The sequence below is a fragment of the Sphaerisporangium album genome, from assembly GCF_003323745.1.
In the GTDB taxonomy this organism is placed as follows: Bacteria; Actinomycetota; Actinomycetes; order Streptosporangiales; family Streptosporangiaceae; genus Sphaerisporangium; species Sphaerisporangium album.
Map to the genome: position 1 here is coordinate 204710 of NZ_QOIL01000013.1, position 18008 is coordinate 222717.

At 70.3% G+C, this 18008-nt stretch carries 15 protein-coding genes and 1 pseudogene; 7 read left to right on the forward strand and 9 right to left on the reverse strand.

Annotated features, from left to right (window positions below; all coding sequences use genetic code 11):
* Positions 1 to 190: 190 nt before the first annotated feature.
* The gene (locus DQ384_RS23320; RefSeq protein ID WP_114031071.1) at positions 191 to 829 is read right to left on the reverse strand and encodes a GntR family transcriptional regulator; all 639 of its coding nucleotides are present in this window, start codon (positions 827 to 829) and stop codon (positions 191 to 193) included.
* Between the two features lie 369 nt (positions 830 to 1198).
* On the opposite strand from DQ384_RS23320, the gene DQ384_RS23325 reads away from it, so the two are divergent.
* Positions 1199 to 2500 carry a serine hydrolase domain-containing protein gene (locus tag DQ384_RS23325; RefSeq protein WP_114031072.1) on the forward strand — a complete coding sequence of 434 codons (1302 nt, stop codon included), beginning with the start codon at positions 1199 to 1201 and terminating at the stop codon, positions 2498 to 2500.
* A gap of 103 nt (positions 2501 to 2603) precedes the next feature.
* Here DQ384_RS23325 and DQ384_RS23330 read toward each other — a convergent pair whose 3' ends face one another.
* A complete protein-coding gene (locus DQ384_RS23330; protein WP_114031001.1) occupies positions 2604 to 2939 on the reverse strand; it encodes an SCO4225 family membrane protein in 336 nt (111 codons plus the stop codon).
* A 1014-nt stretch (positions 2940 to 3953) separates the two neighbouring features.
* Between DQ384_RS23330 and DQ384_RS23335 the strand changes: the two genes are divergently transcribed.
* From DQ384_RS23335 to DQ384_RS43695, 5 genes are all read left to right on the forward strand, one after another.
* A complete protein-coding gene (locus DQ384_RS23335; protein WP_114031002.1) occupies positions 3954 to 4487 on the forward strand; it encodes a YlcI/YnfO family protein in 534 nt (177 codons plus the stop codon).
* A gap of 76 nt (positions 4488 to 4563) precedes the next feature.
* A complete protein-coding gene (locus tag DQ384_RS23340; RefSeq protein ID WP_114031003.1) occupies positions 4564 to 5409 on the forward strand; it encodes a DUF4097 family beta strand repeat-containing protein in 846 nt (281 codons plus the stop codon).
* Positions 5410 to 5439: 30 nt separating this feature from the next.
* On the forward strand, positions 5440 to 6399 hold the full coding sequence (locus DQ384_RS23345) for an ATP-binding cassette domain-containing protein (protein ID WP_114031004.1): 960 nt from the start codon (positions 5440 to 5442) through the stop codon (positions 6397 to 6399).
* A complete protein-coding gene (locus tag DQ384_RS23350) occupies positions 6396 to 7235 on the forward strand; it encodes an ABC transporter permease (RefSeq protein ID WP_114031005.1) in 840 nt (279 codons plus the stop codon). Before DQ384_RS23345 ends, DQ384_RS23350 begins: the two co-directional genes overlap by 4 nt.
* A gap of 47 nt (positions 7236 to 7282) precedes the next feature.
* Entirely contained in the window at positions 7283 to 7408 is a 126-nt protein-coding gene (locus tag DQ384_RS43695; RefSeq protein ID WP_281274089.1) for a hypothetical protein, read from the forward strand.
* Here the strand turns inward: DQ384_RS43695 and DQ384_RS23355 are convergent.
* From DQ384_RS23355 to DQ384_RS23375, 6 genes are all read right to left on the reverse strand, one after another.
* The gene (locus DQ384_RS23355) at positions 7405 to 9675 is read right to left on the reverse strand and encodes an ATP-binding protein (RefSeq protein ID WP_181871357.1); all 2271 of its coding nucleotides are present in this window, start codon (positions 9673 to 9675) and stop codon (positions 7405 to 7407) included. The genes DQ384_RS43695 and DQ384_RS23355 overlap by 4 nt on opposite strands.
* Before the next feature lie 7 nt (positions 9676 to 9682).
* The gene (locus tag DQ384_RS41445) at positions 9683 to 9826 is read right to left on the reverse strand and encodes a hypothetical protein (protein ID WP_181871358.1); all 144 of its coding nucleotides are present in this window, start codon (positions 9824 to 9826) and stop codon (positions 9683 to 9685) included.
* A 91-nt stretch (positions 9827 to 9917) separates the two neighbouring features.
* On the reverse strand, positions 9918 to 12632 hold the full coding sequence (locus DQ384_RS23360) for a helix-turn-helix transcriptional regulator (protein ID WP_220183083.1): 2715 nt from the start codon (positions 12630 to 12632) through the stop codon (positions 9918 to 9920).
* Between the two features lie 109 nt (positions 12633 to 12741).
* Positions 12742 to 14292, reverse strand: a complete 1551-nt coding sequence (locus DQ384_RS23365; RefSeq protein ID WP_114031008.1) for an acyl-CoA synthetase — start codon at positions 14290 to 14292, stop codon at positions 12742 to 12744.
* A 302-nt stretch (positions 14293 to 14594) separates the two neighbouring features.
* Positions 14595 to 15419: an alpha/beta fold hydrolase gene (locus DQ384_RS23370; RefSeq protein WP_114031009.1), complete on the reverse strand. Its 825-nt coding sequence runs from the start codon at positions 15417 to 15419 to the stop codon at positions 14595 to 14597.
* Between the two features lie 178 nt (positions 15420 to 15597).
* The gene (locus DQ384_RS23375; protein WP_114031010.1) at positions 15598 to 16278 is read right to left on the reverse strand and encodes an alpha/beta fold hydrolase; all 681 of its coding nucleotides are present in this window, start codon (positions 16276 to 16278) and stop codon (positions 15598 to 15600) included.
* A gap of 275 nt (positions 16279 to 16553) precedes the next feature.
* On the opposite strand from DQ384_RS23375, the pseudogene DQ384_RS23380 reads away from it, so the two are divergent.
* Positions 16554 to 17117 (forward strand): annotated as a pseudogene (locus DQ384_RS23380) (transposase).
* Positions 17118 to 17184: 67 nt separating this feature from the next.
* Here the strand turns inward: DQ384_RS23380 and DQ384_RS23385 are convergent.
* Positions 17185 to 17952 carry an ArsR/SmtB family transcription factor gene (locus tag DQ384_RS23385; RefSeq protein WP_245966710.1) on the reverse strand — a complete coding sequence of 256 codons (768 nt, stop codon included), beginning with the start codon at positions 17950 to 17952 and terminating at the stop codon, positions 17185 to 17187.
* Between the last annotated feature and the right edge of the window lie 56 nt (positions 17953 to 18008).

Genomic DNA, 18008 nt, shown 5'->3' on the forward strand with positions numbered 1-18008 from the left:
ACGAGACGGTGAGAAAGGTGCCCTGCCATCCGGACAGGGCGGGCGGGGCCGGTAGGCCCGTCGACCACTGTACGTCTGATCGATGATCGATCAAAATACTCCCGGCAAGTTTCGCCATCGGCAAGGATGGCGATATTTTCCCCCATCCGCCCGGCCCGCGGTGCCGGGCGTCAGGCCGATCGCGCGCCGCTCAGGCCCCGGCGGCCGGGCGCCGAGGCGCGCAGTCCAGCACATGCTGCTTGACCAGCTCGCCCACGCGCGGATCCCGCCGCCGGAAGGCCTCGACCACAGCCTCGTGCTCCTCCGCGTACGACTGCTGGTGGGTGCCCAGCCAGCGGATGGACAGCGCCGTCCACACCTCGATGCCGAGCGACTCCCAGGTGTGCAGCAGCACGGCGTTCCCCGACGCGCGCACCAGCTCCCGGTGGAAGGCGACCGTGTGGCGCACCTGGGCCTCGGCATCGCTCGTGCGGTCGGCCTCGTACAGCGCGGCTACCTCGGGCTCCAGGACCGAGACGTCCTCGCCCAGCCGGGGCGCGGCCAGCTCGGCCGCGATCTGCTCCAGCCCCGCCCGCACCGGATAGATCTCCTCCAGGTCGGCCACGGTGAGACCCCGCACCCGGACGCCCTTGTTCGGCGCCGACTCGATCAGCCGCAGGGCCTCCAGCTCCCGCAGCGCCTCCCGGACCGGCGTCTGGCTGACCTCCAGTTCCACGGCGATCCGCCGCTCCACGATGCGCTCGCCCGGCTTCCAGCGCCCGCTGACGATCCCCTCCACGATGTACTCGCGGATCTGCTCGCGCAGCGAATGGACGACGGGCGAGGCCATGGGCGCTCCTCGGAAGATCTGCTCCTGCCCGGCCCACGCGGCCGGTCCCCGCGCCGCGACGCCGGCGTCCGCACCGGCGGACCCGGCGAGGACGTTCGGTGAGCGGTCATCTGACATCGAGCCTAGTACCACCCGCTCGCTCGTCCCGGCGCGTGGACACGGCGTCCCCGGCCGGACCGCACGGCCGTCAGGGCCCTCCGCTCCCGAAGCTGACCCCAGCCCCAAAGTAGGTTCGGGGCCCGCTAAGGGTGTCGGCGAAGTGGCGGGTGAGGATGGCGCTGATCGCGTCCAGGGCGGTGCGCAGGGCGTACCGGTCGGCAGTGGTCAGGTCGGACAGGTCCAGCGCGGGGGCGGGCTAGTGTGGGGTGGATGTATGAGACCGGTGAGATCGGGGGGTGGCTGCGGGAGCGGCTGCCGGGGCTGGCGTACGAGCACGGGGTGCCAGGGGTCGTGGTGGCCGTCGACGCCGGCGGGGAACTGGTCCAGGAGGCGGCCGGGGTTCTGAGCACCGGGACCGGGGTCGAAGCGACGGTCGACTCGGTGTTCCAGATCGGGTCGATCACCAAGGTGCTGACCGCGACTTTGGTGGTGCGGCTGGCGGGGGAGGGGAAGGTCGACCTCGACGCCCCGGTGGGTGAGTACCTGCCCGGGTTTCGGGCGGGGTTCCCGGAGGTGACCGTCCGGCAGCTGCTGTGCCACACCGCGGGGTTCGAGGGAGACGTCTTCACCGACACCGGCAAGGGCGACGAGTGCCTGGCCAGGTACGTCGACCTGCTGGCCGCGGTGCCGCAGATCTTCAAGCCGGGCGAGATGTTCTCCTACAACAACGCCGGCTTCTGCGTGCTGGGGCGGATCGCCGAGGTCGTGCACGGCCGGCCGTTCGACGCGTGCCTGAGAGACCACCTGTTCACACCGCTGGGCATGACGCACGCGGCGAACGACCCGTACGAGGCGATCCTGCACCGGGCGGCCGTGGGGCACGTCGGAGGCCGGCCGAGCCCGATATGGGCGATGGCGCGGTCGAACGCCCCTGCCGGGTCGATGCTGGCGATGACGGCACGGGACCTGCTGGCCTTCGCCCGGATGCACCTGGCCGACCCGAGCCTGCGCGCCATGCTCGAACCGCAGGTCACGCTGCCGGACATCGAGTGGGGGACGGCGTGGGGCCTCGGCTGGGCGCTCAACGACCTGCCCGGCGGTCTCGTCTTCGGCCATGACGGCAACACGATCGGTCAGTCGGCGATCCTGCGGGTCGACCCCGGACGCGACGTGACCCTGGCGATCCTCACCAACGGGGGGAACCCGAAACCGTTGATGAGGGAGATCACCGGCCGGGTGCTGGAGCTGCCCAGGGAACCCGTCCCGAATCCGGCGGCGCGCGTGAACCCCGGACGCCAGGCCGGCACCTACCTGTCGGCCACGAGCCGGACCACGGTCACCGGGGACGAGCAAGGACGGCTGTGGCTGGAGCGGGTCCCGCTGGGGATCGCGGCGGAAATCGGCGACCAGCCGTTCCGGACCGAATTGGCCGGCTGGCGCGACGACGTGCTGCTGCCCGTCGAACCCGGGCACGGTCCGGTGGCGTTCCTGGGCGACGACGGGACCGGTAAGGCGCTCTACCTGCACACGGGGCGGGCGGACGTTCGTGCGGCGGGACGAACCGGGGCCTGAACATTCGCCGGGCCGGACGAACACCGTGGGAAGCGGCGCCCCACTATGTTATTTGCCTTCTGTCTGGGCGCTCGGCTACATCGCGCTGTTCCCTTTGCGGCCGTCAGTTCGAGGTGGGCTCTTCCTGGTGGGTTACAGCCGCACTCGTTCTGCGTCCGCGTGCGATCAACCAGAGGAGCCACGCTTGGAACAGCCCTGCGGCCGGGAACAGCCAATAGGCCACCTGGGGGAGCGCGGTGAGTGGCAGCAGCATGAGGAGCTGCGAGGTCGGCAAGGTGACCGCGAACATCACAATGGCCTCCAGGCCTTGGCTGCCTGGTTGGCGGGTACTGATTTCGACGTAGAGGGTCGCGGCGATGACGACCAGTGCATAGGAGCCAGCGATGGCCAAGGCGAAGGTGCCCCGGTCGTAGCGGCCAACAGCCTGAATAAAACGCATGGACCTGAGTTTGCGGCATATCCCGTCTTCGCGTTCAGTCCTGAACAGATCTTTCTCCCTCGCTGGCTACAGCAAGGGGGGACAGGTACATCGCCGTTCTCGCCGAGCATCCCTTTGACCAGGGTGTTGCCTCTTTCCAGGCATACTTCTCCCCCCCGGGCCGCCCGTGCTTAACATGCCAGCCGGAACGACGGTTTAGGTCCTGCCATTTCGGTCGGGCGTCATGCAGGGCCGGTCACGGGCATCCGCAGACGGGGCGTAATGCCTAGATGGCCTTGCACCGGCCCCGCACATACCTGGCGTAGCCAGGCGGCGCGATGTACGTGGTTTCCACGATGGCCGAGCTCGGATGCTAGTGATAAAGAGCCATGAATCCTTTCGCTTTTCCCTTTCCGCGTCTCGCTCAAACCTATGGAATCAGCCTTTTAGCAGGGGTTTCGAAGGTGCTGTGATCTAGGACACATAAAGGCCGTTCTCATGTCGCCGCGCACAGTGATCTTGCCTAATCAAACGCTCGATAGGCCGCGATCAGTTCCTCCGGCTCCCACTCTCGACGCATACCCACCGCTCCCTCCGCCCGACCGACCCCCGAGAACAGGGCAACACGATCAAACGGGAAACACCCCCTACGCCCCGGTACACGCGATTCGTGACGACCACGAACCGCAACCGTGATCTAGCTCATCGCTACTTTGGGGCTGGGGTCAGCTTCGGGAGCGGAGGGCCGTCAGGGACGGGGGCGGCGGACGATGGGGACGGCCTGGCCGCGGCGCCCGGCCTCGGCGCGCAGGCGCTTGCGGAGCTGCCTGTCATGCCCGAGGAACAACCGGCGCCTCTAACGGCCCGGGGAGGGTCCAGTCGTTCAGTGCCCGCTCGACCCGTACGCGCAGCAGCGTCAGCCACTCACGCTTGACCTGCGCTCTTTCCTCCGGACACGCCAGGTGGTGCCAAGCATGGCACCATGCTGAGCCAACATGGCTTGTGTATGTGCCATCGATGTGCCACAGTGGCACCATGGACTTGACCACGTATGTGAGCAACCTCGGACGTGAGTTCGCCACGCTTGCCGAAGCCGGCGGTGAGGAGGCGCGTGCGCTGGTCGAGCGCCTGACCGGGTCGCTCGAGTCGGCGATCCGGATGACGCTGCTGGACGCGCTGTCGGCCGCCGCCGACGAGATCACTCGGGACCTGGCTCCGGGTTCGGTGGAACTGCGCCTGCGCGGACGCGATCCGAACTTCGTCGTGACCTCGCCACCCGCCGAGCCGCTCCAGCTTGCGGCCGAGGACGCTGCGGCGACCGTTGACGGCACGCCGGACAGCGAGCTGCTGATCGCCGAAGACGGCCCTGTCGCGCGGATCAACGTACGCCTGCCCGAGCAGCTCAAGGCCGCGATCGAGGAGGCCGCGGCCAAGGAGGGGCGCTCGGTCAACGCCTGGCTGGTCCGGGCGGCCGCCGCCGCCCTGCAGCGATCCGATCGCGATCAGCGTCTCGAGCAACGCGGCAGCGGCAAACGGGCCAAGCAGGGCTTCACCGGCTGGGTGCGCTAGCCGCACCGCACGCCTTCCTCATACCACGTCCCCGACCTGCGGGGACGGCTCACCTACCCACGATGCGGGGACGACCATGCCAAATTACGAGACGCCCGAACCGATTTCCGTCACCCTCGAACTCGGCGTCGGCGAGGTGCGGATCGCCGCGAGCGACCGGACCGACACCGTCGTCGAGGTCCGCCCGAGCGACGAAGCGGACGAGTCCGACGTGAAAGCCGCTCAGCAGGTCCGTGTCGACTACGCCAACGGCATGCTCCGGGTCACCGGTCCGAAGGCGCGCGCTTTCGACTTCTCCCGCAAGACCAGGTCGGTCGACGTGTCCATAGAACTGCCCAGCGGCTCCCAGGTGTCCGCCGAGACGCAGGCGGGCGACTTCCGCTGTGCCGGTCGGCTCGGGGAGTGCAGGCTCAAGACCTCCGCCGGGAACTTCTGGCTCGAACGAACCGGCCCGCTGCGCCTGGACACGTCGGCCGGTCACGTCACCGCCGACGGCATCACGGGCAACGCCGAGATCTCCACCGGCTCCGGCAAGGTCCGGATCGGCGAGGTCCAGGGCACCGCGGTGGTCAAGAACTCCAACGGCGCCACCACGATCGACGCGGTCACCGGCGACGTGCGGGTGCGCGCGGCCAACGGCGACATCCACGTCGAGCGGGCCGGCGCCGGCGTTGACGCGAAGACGTCCAACGGCAGCATCCGCCTCGGCGAGGTGGTCCGCGGTTCGGTCGTCCTCGGGACCGGCACGGGCGACCTGGAGATCGGCATCGCCGAGGGCACCGCCGCCTGGCTGGCGGTGGACACCGGATTCGGGCACGTGCGCAACCTGCTGGAGAACGCCACCCGGCCCGAAGAGGCCGATGAGACCGTCGAGGTGCGCGGCCACACCTCCTACGGCGACATCACCATCCACCGCTCCTGATCCACTTCTGGCCCTGGAGAAAGGCAAACCATGACCATCAAGCAATCCCGACCGGCGATCGCCGCGACCGGGCTGCGGAAGTCGTTCGGCGACCAGGTCGTGCTCGACGGTCTCGATCTGAACGTGCAACCGGGGACGGTCTTCTCGCTGCTCGGCGCGAACGGCGCCGGGAAGACCACCACGGTCAAGATCCTGTCCACTTTGATCAGTGCCGACGCCGGTGACGTCCAGGTCGCCGGGCACGACCTCGCCCGCGAACCGGACGCGGTGCGCGCCGCGATCGGTGTCACCGGTCAGTTCTCCGCGGTGGACAACCTGCTCACCGGCGAGGAGAACCTGCTGCTGATGGCGGATCTGCACCACCTCGCCCGGGACGAAGGCCGGCGGCGCGCCACCCGGCTGCTCGAACAGTTCGACCTGACCGAGGCGGGCGGGAAGCCGGCATCGACCTACTCCGGGGGCATGCGGCGGCGGCTCGACCTGGCGATGACCCTGGTCGGCAGCCCCCGAGTGATCTTCCTCGACGAGCCGACCACCGGACTGGACCCGCGCAGCCGCCGGAACATGTGGCAGATCGTCCGGGACCTGGTGGCCGGCGGCGTCACCATCTTCCTGACCACGCAGTACCTGGAGGAAGCCGACGAACTGGCCGACCGGATCGCGGTCCTCGACCATGGCCGGGTGGTCGCCGAGGGAACCGCGGAGGAACTGAAGCGCCGCATCCCCGGTGGACACGTTCGCCTGCGGTTCGCCGACCCGCAGGGCCTCGACGCGGCCATGCGCGTGCTGGGCCAGGCCTCGCGCGACAACGACGCGCTCGCCCTGCGCGTGCCCAGCGATGGCAGCCTGCGCTCGCTGAAGACCCTGATCGGCCGGCTCGACGACCTGGCCATCGAGGTCGACGAGCTGTCCGTGCACACCCCCGATCTCGACGACGTCTTCCTCGCCCTCACCGGCGACTCCACCAACGAGAAGGTGACCCCTCGATGAGCACCCGCGCCCTCACCGGCCCGGCTCCGGCCGGCCTCCGTTTCCATCCGCTACGCGACTCGGCGACGATGCTGCGCCGCAACCTCAAGCGCATGCTGCGCTACCCGTCGATGACCGTGACGCTCGTCGGGATGCCCGTCGTCTTCCTGCTGCTGTTCGTCTACGTGCTCGGCGGCACGCTGGGCGCCGGGCTCGGCGGGCCGGTCCCCGGCGGCGGGGCGGGCGGGCGCGCCGCGTACGCCAACTACGTGGCGCCCGCGATCATCCTGATGACCGTGACGGCCACGGTCCAGGGGACCGCGATCTCGATCGCCATGGACATGACCGAAGGCATCATCACCCGGTTTCGCACCATGCACATCGCCCGCGTCTCGGTACTGACCGGACACGTCCTGGGCAGCCTGATCCAGGCGGTGTTCAGCCTGGCGGTCGTGATCGGCGTGGCGTTGCTGGTCGGCTTCCGGCCCACCGCCGGGCTGGGCGCGTGGCTGGCCACGGCCGGTTTCCTGGTGGCGGTGACCTTCGCACTCATCTGGTTGTCGGTCGCGCTCGGCCAGGTGAGCAAGAGCGTCGAGACCGCGAGCAACCTGCCCATGCCGCTTGTCCTGCTGCCCTTCCTCGGCAGCGGGTTCGTCCCCACCGACTCCATGCCGGCCGGTCTGCGCTGGTTCGCCGAGTACCAGCCGTTCACGCCGATCATCGAAACCCTGCGCGGCCTGCTGACGGACAAGCCGATCGGGAACAACGCGTGGATCGCGCTCGCCTGGTGCGCCGTCATCGCGCTGGGAGGATACCTCTGGTCGAAACGACTGTTCAACCGCGAATCCTCCCACTGAGAGGAGCTTGTGACGTCGCTCGAATCGCCGACCCGCCGGGTGCTCGCGTGACGGAGCCGCCCCTGGCGCGTCCCGCGGGCGTGACCGACGATCATGCACTGCTGCGTCAGGAATCCCGGATGTCAGAGGTCTTCGACGGCATCGGCCACCTGCGCGTCCAGGCTGGTCATTAAGAGAGTCCCCCCTTATCGGCGGCGGTCTCCCGCTCGCGGCAGCGCCCGCCCGCCTCGGCGTCACCGATCGCCTCGAAGACCTCGGCCGCGCGCGCGTACGCCTGACGGCTCTCCTCGGTACGCCCCTCCTCGGCCAGGGCGGCCGCGAGGTTCTCCAGCGCGAGGGCCTGGAGATAGTTGGACAACTGGAGCTTCTCCATGAGGTCCACCGCCCCGGTGAGCTCGGTGATCGCCTCTGCTCGGCGGCCGAGCGAGCGCAGGCACATGCCGAGGCGGAACCGCGCGTGTGTCCGGCCGATGTCCGCGATGCTCGGCGTCATCCCCGACCGGTCGTCGTCCAGCAGGGCGCACAGGCCGAGGTACTCCTCCAGCGCCTCCTCGAGGCGGCCCTGGTCGTAGAGGCAGTCGCCGAGTCCGCTGAGGGCCTGGCTGTAGCCGTCGATGTCGCCGGCGGACTTGAAGATCCCCGCCGAGCGGGCGAACGACTCGGCCGCCTCGCCGTGCCGTCCGAGCCGTCGGAGCGCGGCTCCCGCGTTGTTGTGGGCCCACGCGACCTGTGCCGTGGCGCCGCCGCGGGTGGCCAGGTCCAGCGCCTGGGCCGCGTGCAGCTGCGCGGTTTCCGGGTCGGGAGGCGGCACCAGATGAACCCACGCCAGGTAGTTGAGCTGAGTGGCCTGCTGCGCCGGATCGCCCAGGGCGGCGGCGGCCGCGGCGCCGAGCGTGAACACCTCCTTCAGGTGCGGCCCGTGGATCCACCGGGCGGAGAACCAGTGCATCGACTCGGCGCAGTCCAGGACCTCGGCGTGCCGGGAGCTGCTCGCCGCGTGCCGCAACGCTCCCATCCAGTTGTCGACGTTCACGCGCAGCCACCGCTCGGCCTCCTCCGGGGAGGACAGGTCGGTGCCCGCCCGGTCAGGAAGGCCGTAGGCGGGTTCGAACCATCGCCCGGCGATGGTGGCCACCCGCAGCAGCCACGACGTCATCCGCCCGGTGATCTCGGCGCGTTCGGAGGCGGCGTCCTCGGCCTGCAGCCTGTCCCGGGCGAAGAGCCGGACGAGGTCGTGGAAGCGGTAGCGGCCGGAGGTGCTGTCATGCAGCAGGCCGAGGTCCACGAGCTCGTCGAGGGCGTCCCAGGCGTCCTCGATCGACGTGCCGCCGGCCACCGCGGCGAGCGCGGCGTCGAAGTCCCGGCCGGGCACCAGAGCGAGCCGGCGGAAGACTCGCCGCGCCAGGTCCGCGAGCTGTTCGTACGACATGGCGAACGCGTTGGCGATCTTGAGGTCCCCGGCTCTGAGCTGGTCGAGGCGGCGCTGCTCATCGGCCAGCCGGGTGACCAGGTCGGAGGCCTGCCAGCCGGGCCGGCTGACCAGCCGGTTCCCGACGATGCGCAGGGCCAGGGGGAGGCCGCCGCACAGGTGGGCCAGCTCGGTGATCGCCGCGCCGTGGTCCGCGGAACCGCGCGCTCCCATGATCGCGGCCAGCAGCTCCGCGGCCTCCGCCTCCGGCAGGGGACCGAGACCCAGCCGGTGGACGCCCTCCAGGCCCGGCAGCAGCCGCCGGCTCGTGGCGAGCGTTCTGCTCAGGCCGTCGCCGGGCAGGAGCGGACGGATCTGCTCCTCAGACGCGGCGTTGTCGAGCACGACCAGAACGCGCCTTTCCCGCAGCAGCGACCGGTACAGCGAGGCGCGTGCGGAGGTGTCGTGCGGCATCTGCCGGTCCGTGGTGCCGAGCGCGCGAAGCAACTGCGTCAAGGCGTCGTCGACGGCGAGCGGCTGGGGGGACATGCCGAACAGGTCGGTGAAGAACACCCCGTCAGGAAAGTGCGGCCGCAGGGCGTGGGCGGCGCGGACGGCGAGCGTGGTCTTGCCCAGCCCGGCCGAGCCGGTGATGAGGGCCACCCCTGCCGCGCCGGGCGTGTGACCGGCGTGCAAGAAGTCGTTCGTCCAGGCCAGCTCGGCCGCGCGGCCGGTGAAGTCGTCAACGGATCGGGGCAGCTCGCACAGGCCGGTCGGGCGCGTCCAGTGATCGCGCAGACGGCCGTCCCTGGCCTGGTCGATGAGCTGCGTGCGGTCGGCCTCGCCCAGGTCGAGCGCCTCGGCGAGGGCGGTGACGGTGCGGTGCTGGGGCCCCTTGCTGCGTCCGCGCTCCATGTCCGACAGCGTCCGGGCGCTGACCCCCGACGCTTCGGCGAGTTGTTCGAGGGTCATGCGGGCCGCGTGCCGGTGGCGACGCAGCAGTTCCCCGAAGCCGGGTGCGGTGGTGGACACGGGTCGCTCAGGGACGGTTCGCGGCGGCGGCCCGGGCGATGACGGCGGCGACCACGGCCGGGTCGGCGACATGGACGCCCTGCCGGCCGGACCCGTCCACGAACCCGCAGTGGACCAGGACGATGCTCGGGGGCGCCGATTGCGCGCTCATGCTGTGCTCCTTCGCCGATGGGAAGGCCTTTCACGCTAGGTCGCCGGGCGAAGGGCTCGATTGAGTCATTTGACTTGGATCCACCGGTGATTCAGCCCGGCGGCTCCTGCGGCGTGGTCGTCAGCGCGTCGCGGAGGGCGGCCCGCGAGGCCACGCCGAGCTTCGGGAACAGCTGGTACAGGTGGTTCGCGACGGTGCGCGGAGACAGGAACAGCCGCTCGCCGATCTGCTTGTTGCTCAGCCCCGCCGCTGCCAGCCTGGCGATCTCCTGCTGCTGGGGAGTGAGCGAGGCCATCCCCGTCGCCTCGCCGTGGCGGATGGACCGTCCCGTCGCCCGCAGTTCGGTGCCTGCTCTGGCCACCCACGGCCGGGCGTCGAGGCTGCGGAAGGTGTCGAGCGCGGCGGCCAGCTGGGCGCGGGCCTCGGTGGTGGCCCGGTCGCGGCGCAGCCGCTCGCCGTAGACGAGCTGCAGGCGGGCCCGCTCGAACGGCCAGCGCTCCGCGCCGGCGGTGGACAGCGCGGCCTCGAACAACCGCTCGTACCGCCCGACGGGGGCGACCATGGCCGCCGAGGCGCCGGTGGCCATCGCCAGCCGCGGCGAGATCACGGCCAGCCCGGCCTGTCCGACGGCGGCGGCATGAGCGGCCGCCTCGGCCTGACGGCCGGTCCGCACGGCGGCCTCGACCAGGTCGGTGATGTTCCGCAGCGCGTGCGGGACGTGCGAGGCGAGCACACCCGCCGGGCTGATGGCGGCGGACTGCCGGTAAGCCTCCTCGAAGTCGGCCCTGGCCAGCGCCACCAGCGTCCTGACGTGCCAGGCGTAGCACTGGATCGCGCGGGCCCTTCGCGGCGTCGCCCATCGGGTCATCTGGTCGGCCAGCGTCGTGGCGGTGTCGTCCTGCCCGCGCGCGGCGGCCAGCATCGCCTTCAGGTAGACCCCGGACCAGGCCAGCAGCCGGTAGCCGTGCTTGTCGCACAGCATCAGACCCTCTTCGACGACCTGCTCCATCTCCTCCCATTCGCCTACGAGGAAGGCGTCGTTGCCCAGCAGGAACAGCGCCTCGATCGCCGCGGTGACGGCTCCGCCGTCGCGGCCGTGGCCGACGACCCGCCACAACCCGTCGCGGCACTGCCCCAGCCGGTCGACGTAGGAACCGGCGATGCCGATGCGGCAGATACGCGCCGGGACGATCTCCTTGTTCAGTCCCGCGATGACGGCGTCCAGCCGATCGAGCACCGGCGGCGCCAGGCGGGCCGGGTCGGAGAAGGTCTTGCCGAGGATGTCCAGCAGTTCGGGAGGCCCCGGCCGGAGACGGGCGATCGCCCTGTGGAAGGCTTCCCACAGCTCGGCACGCCCGCCGAAGAAGCACACCATGAGCAGGGTGTACAACCCCTCGATGAGGGGCTTGTTGTGGGCGTCACCGGGATCGGCCAGCATCTCGATCGCGCCGGCCATCAGCCGGTGCGCGCTGTCCACGTCACCGTCGCCGTGGAGCAAGTGGTAGGTGCCGCCGACCGCGGTGGCCAGCGACTCGCCACGCGAGTCCGCGCGGCGGGCACGTTCCAGCAGATGCGGAGCATCGCGCAGGTCACCGTTCACGATCGAGCCAAGGTAGGCGGCTTCCCCCAGCCGTCCGGCCCGGTCGATGCCGGCCGGGCTCAGCTCGGCGGCGCGCAGGAGTTGGGCGATGGCGGCGACACCGTCCCCACGCCGGAGGTTGGCGTGCGCGACCGACTGAAGGAGCCCGGCGACCTTCTCGTCAGGTCCCTCCGCCGCCTCGGCCAGGTGCCAGGCTCGCCGTTCACGCTGACCGGCGAGCCGTACGGCCAGCAACCGGTGGGCCCGGCGGCGCTGTTCATTCGTGGACAGCTCCACCACCGCCGAGCCGATCAGCGGATGGCGGAAGACCAGTTTCTGCTCGATCCTGATCAGCCGCGCCCGTTCCGCGGGGGCCAGCGCGTCCGTGTTCCCCAGGACGTCCAGGTCGCTGGTCCCGTCGAGTACGGCAAGCAGCAGCAGGTCGTACGTCGCGGCGGGTAGATCCTTGATCCGTGCGGCGAACACCGCCTGCAGGCGCCCGCTGAGCGGCAGAACCGGAGGCAGCGTGTTTCCCGAGACCCGCTGGAAGTCGCTGAGTGCCACCGGCAACTCCAGCAGGGCCAGCGGGTTGCCCTGAGCGTCGGCCAGCAGCCGCTGGCGGGCCCTGGGCGCCAGCGCCGGGAAATGCGCTTTCAACAGGTCTGCCGCGCCCCGCTCGTCCAGCGGCTGGAGCTCATAGCCGGGCAGCCCGCCGTACTCGAAGAAGCTCTCCTCACCCGAGCGGGACGCCGCGAGCAGTCCGACCCGGCTGCCGGTGAGGCGGCGCGCCACAAAGCCCAGAACGACGGCGCTGGCCCGATCCAGCCACGCGATGTCATCGACGATCACCAGCAGCGGGCGCGGGACGGCGGCCTGGCGAAGTAGCAGCAGCGCCGCGTTGGCCACGAGGAGCTGGCCTGGCGGGGCTCCTTCGCCCAGCCCCAGTGCGACGCTCAACGCCCGCTCGTGCGCCGGACTGAGGGCCGGCAGGCTCGCGAAGAGCGGACTGAGAACCTGGTGGAGGCCGGCGAAGCTCACCTCGGCCTCGAACTGCGCGCCGGAGGCGCGTAACACCCTGTGGCCGGCGGCCGTCGCCCGTGCCGCGGCGACGTCCAGCAGCGCGGACTTGCCGACACCGGCTTCGCCCAGCAGCATGAACGCGCCGCCCTGGAAGGCGGCTTGGTCGGCGAAGTCGCCGATCCGGGCGAGATCCCGTTCGCGGCCCATCAGCGATCCCGCCGGATCACCGCCGGAGGAAGGTCTCCCACCCATAGTCGAGCCCACGGGTCGACCCTACGCTCAGCCTTGGGGACATCGATACGCCGTCCCGCGGGGCTCAGCCCCCTGAACGGTCGGCGTCGGCCCAGTACGGCTTGCGCAGCTCTCTCTTAAGGATCTTGCCGGCTCCGGATACGGGCAAGGCCTCGCGGAACTCGCACGATCGCGGCGCCTTGTAGCCGGCGATGTGGTCCTTGACGTGGGCCCGGATGTCCTCGGCGGTGGCGGTCGCGCCGGCGCGCAGGACGATGACGGCGTGAACACGCTCCCCCCACCGTGCGTCCGGTATGCCGATGACGGCGCACGAGGCCACCGCGGGATGCTGGGCGACGATGTTCTCGACCTCGGCGGAGTAGACGTTCTCGCCCCCGGTGATGATCATGTCTTTGATCCGGTCGACGATGTAGAGGTAGCCGTTCTCGTCGAGGTAGCCGCCGTCGCCGGTGTGCATCCATCCATCGCGCACCGCCTCGGCACTTTCCTCGGGCATGCCCCAGTAGCCGAGCATCACGTTGGCGCCCCTGACCGTGACTTCGCCGACGGTGCCCGCCGGTGCCGGCCGGCCGCCTTCGGCGATGACGCGGACCTCGACCTGGGGGACGGCTCGCCCCGCCGAGCGCAGCGGCGCACCACCGGCGAGGTGCTCCTGCGCGGTGAGCAGGGTGGCCGCGGGGGCGAGCTCCGTCATGCCGTACGCCTGGGTGAAGCCGGCTTCGGGAAACGCCTTCATGGCTCGGGTCAGCACTGCCTCGGAGATCGGGGCGGCGCCATAGGTGATGGAGGTCAGGCTGGAGACGTCGTAGTCCTGCAGCCGGGGGTGGTCGGCCAGGACCTGGATTATCGTCGGTACCAGGAAGGTGGAGGTGGCGCCGTGCTCCTGGATGGCGGCCAGGACGCGAACGGGGTCGAAGGCGGGGACCATGATGTGGGTGCCGCCGACCATGCTCTGCGCGGTCCAGGAGGCCAGCCCGGCCAGGTGATACAGCGGGGCGACGTGAAGGAAGCGCCCGCCGGGATGGGCCAGGGCGCGCATCGAGAGGATGCCGAGCGCCGCGGTGATCAGGTTGGTGTGGCTGAGCATGACCCCCTTGGGGCGGCCGGTGGTGCCGCCGGTGTAGAACACCCCGGCAAGGGCATCGCCACCCCGGCGTACGTCCGGCACCGGCGGCGCGTCGGCCACGAGTTCCTCGTAGGAGAGCGTCTCGTCAGGGGTTGGGCCGTCACCGCAGTGGATCACGGTGGTCACCGTGGGAGCGGCCGCGCGCAGGGCCGGAACCTGGGCGGCGAAGGCATCGTCCACCAGCAGCACCGAAGTCTGCGAGTCCCGAAGCGCATAGCCCGTCTCGGCGGGGGTCCAGCGGGTGTTGATCGGGTTCACCGCGGCGCCCCGCCACCACGTGGCCAGCAGGTATTCGTGGTAGCGGTCGGAGTTGAGGGCCACGATGGCGACCCGGTCACCTTCACCGACTCCCAGCTCACATAGCGCTCCGGCCAGGCGCTCGACGCGTGCGGCGACGTCGCGGTGGGTTCGGACCCGATCGCCGAGGATGGTGGCGGGCAGGCCGGGAGTCTGCTGGAGCGCGCGGTGCAGGGGCTGGGTCAGGTGCATGGGCTCTCCTGCACGAATCCGGTGATCGCGGCGACGAAGTCGTGGGACTGTTCTATATGTCCCATATGCCCGCTGTCTTGTAGTAGGACGAACCGGGAGTCGGGATGCCTTCGTGCAGCATCCCCGGTGAGCGGTCAGGTGTCGAACAGGATCCGGCCCAGCAGGCTGCCGCGTTCGTGGCTCACGGCGTAATGCTGAGCCACGAACCCGCCGTGGGAGTGTCCGAGCAGGAACACGCGCGGCGCGCTCAAGGGGGGAGCGGCACGCGTCCACGCGCCGTCTCCACCCCGGATCAGGCCGGATCAGTCGACGGCATGCGCGGCGTCCTGGATGATGCGGGTCACCAGGCCGGGCTGGCTGATCATCGGCACGTGCGAGGCGGCCGTCTCGTAGACCTTGGACTTGGCGCGCTTGTACATGTACCGCTCCAGTTGCGGCGGGATGGCCTTGTCCTGGGTGGCCACCAGCGCCCACGAGGGGATGGTGCGCCAGGCGACGCCCGTGGTCTTGTCGGTGAAGGACGAGGCACTGAAGGGCCGCTGCCCTGCCTGCATCACGCGGGTGGTGGAGACGGGCAGGTCCGCGGCGAACGCGGCCCGGAACTTGTCGGCCCGCAGGTACAGGTCCACGCCGGTGCTGCCGTCCGGGTTCGGATAGGGCACCTCCTGGACGGCGGCGGGGATCTGGGTACCGGGGTACTTGTTGATCAGGACACCGAGTTGCTCGCCCTCATCGGGGACGAATGCGGCGACATAGACCAGCGCCTTGACGTTGGGTGCGTCGGCGGCGGCATTGGTGATGACGGCGCCGCCGTAGGAGTGTCCGACCAGCACGATCGGACCGTCGATCGACTTCAGGACACTGGCGATGTACGGCGCGTCGACGGGCAGGCCGCGCAGCGGGTTGGCCGGGGCCATGACCGGATAGCCCTTCGCCTGGAGCCGGCTGATCACGCCGTTCCAGTTGGACGCGTCGGCGAAGCCGCCGTGCACCAGGACGATCGTGGGTTTGGTGTCACTGCTCGCGGTGGCGGCGGACGCGGCCGGCACGGTGAGCAGCGCGGCGGCCAGGCCGCTGACGGCGACGGCGAGCACCATACGGCGCGGCAATGCGGTGGGACGGTTCATGGCGGTCTCCAATGGAGCGGGTGAAGCGATATAGGGGAGATCCGGGAGCGGCGCGCACCCAACGATCAGGGCTGCGCCGCGCCGGAAGTCGATGGCAACGCGGTGGCGGTCCGGGCGCAACGGCGCCACCCAGACCGGAGGGATTCGCCCGCCCTTGGCCAGGGCCGGCGCGGCGTTGTCAGGCGGCGGCCTGGCGGATGAGGTCGGCGACCGCAGCGGGCTGCGAAACGTAGACGGCGTGGCTGCCAATGGCCTCGACGACGGTCGCACCGGAGCGCTCGGCCATGGCCCGCTGAGCCGGTGGCGGGATCATCCGGTCCTCGGTGGCCACCAGGTACCAGGACGGCTTGTGTCGCCAGGCCGGTTCGGTGACCGCCCCGCCGAGAGCGTCCACGCCCCAGGGGACCTGCGCGTCGGCCATGAACTCGGCCGTCCGGGCGGGCAGGTCGGCGGCGAACGCGCCGTGGAACTTGTCCCGGTCGAGGAACAGGAAGCCGTCGCGCGGCGGCAGGATCGGCGGGACCGGCGCCCCGGGCGGCGGATCGGCGATGAGCGTGCTGACCGACTCGCCCTTGTCGGGCGCGAACGCCGCGATGTAGGCCAGCGCCGCCACGTTCGGGTGGGTGCCGGCCTCGCTGATGACGACCCCGCCATAGGAGTGGCCGACCAGCACCGCCGGGCCGTCGAGCGAGTCGAGGACCTGGCGGGTCGCGGCGACATCACCCTCCAGCGACAGCGTCGGGTTCTGCACGATCCGAATCTGGAATCCGTCCTTGGCCAGGTCGTCGTAGACGCCCTGCCACCCGGACCCGTCCACGAAGCCGCCGTGCACGAGCACGATGTTCGTGATGCTTGTCATGGTCGCTCCTGCGATGACTGAACAGGCCCGATGCCTGTCCGGCGCACTCCATCCAAGCCACGGCGAAGATCACGAACCACGCAGAACAGCACGCAGAAGTACGCCACAACGGGTCCCCGGCGGCTCGGCGAGCGGTTACCCGTGCGGCGCCGGACTCGGCGTTGTCACACGCCCTGACCGTGGGGGCCGTCCGCAGGTCCTGTCCCAGGGAAGGGATTACTGCTCAGGCGCGGAAAAATCTGGACACAAGTGATCTACATCGTAAAGGCGATCAGATGTTAAACCTCCAACTAAAGAGAATCAAAACCAACCCATCGCCGAAGCCAGCATCGCACTGGGCGGTCATCGAGCCGCTGCTGCCCAAGCATGAGCGGCGGTATCGCCATCCGGGCCGCAGGCGGCTGGATGACCGGTTGGCGTTGCAGGGCATCTTGTTCGTGCTGCACACCGGGATCGCCTAGGAGCATCTGCCGCAGGAACTGGGCTATGGCTCGGGCATGACCTGCTGGCGGCGCCTGGCGGAGTGGAACAAGGTTCGCGGCAAGCGCGGCCGTCCCTGCCAGCGCCCCGATGTGGTGCTGGCCGATCGCGGCTACGACCACGACAAGTACCGCCGGTTGGTCCGTGAGTTGCAGATCCGGCCTCTGATCGCTCGCCGCGGCACCGAGCACGGCTCCGGCCTGGGCAAACACCGATACGTCGTCGAGCAGACCTTCGCCTTGCTGCACGCCTTCCGCCGTCTGCGCATCCGCTGGGAGATCCGCGCCGACATCCACCAAGCCTTCCTCAGCCTGGCCTGCGCCCTCATCTGCTGGCGCCGCCTCACTTCATTGCGTTAGGACCTCTTAGGCGTGACGGTCGAAGACCGGATCGAGCAAGGGAGCACCGCTCGTTCACAGTGACGCCTCACGGTGATGGGGGGTCGATGCCGAAGACGTCGTGCAGCCCTTCCCGTCCGGTGTCGGTGATGTGGACGGCGCGGGTGGCCTCGGCCCGGCGCAGCCAGCCGGTCTCGGTGAGCCGCTCCAGCAGGCCGCGGCCGAGAGCCCCGGCGAGGTGGTGTCGCTGCTCGCTCCAGTCGACGCAGTAGCGGATGAGCGGCCGGTGTGGAGGCAGGCGCACGCCGAAGCCGGTCAGGAGGGTGTGCCCGGATTCGGTCAGCGCGTAGCCGATGTCGTGGCCGTAGCCGGTGGGCTTGTCGTGCCGGGCGCGGTCGGGATCGAAGGTGCCGTCGCCGCCGCTCAGCTGGCCACGGTCGATCATCGCGGCCATGATGTCGACGCCCAGACGTCCGGCCAGATGGTCGTAGCAGGTACGGGCCTCGCGCAGCGCCTGGGCCCGGGTGTGCTGGCGCAGCGAATGGATCGGCATGGGCGGCGCGAGTTGTTGCAGAGCCTCGATCAGCTGGGCGACGGCGGGCCCGGCCAGGCGGTAGTAGCGGTGGCGGCCACGGGCCTGCACAGCCAGCAGCCCGCCCTCGGTCAGCTTGCCCAGGTGGCTGCTGGCCGTGGCCGGGCTGACCCCGGCCTCGGCGGCCAGGCGGCTGGCGGGCAGCACCCGGCCGTCGTCGAGAGCGAGCAGGATCCGGCACCGGGCCGCATCGGCGACCAGCGCGCCGATCACGGCGATGTTGGTGTCCCCACCAGCCCGCAGCCCAGACGTCATCTGTCCCATATGACCAGGCTAAACCCGGATCAATTCGGCCGCTATCGAAGCGTTCGGCGATTAGC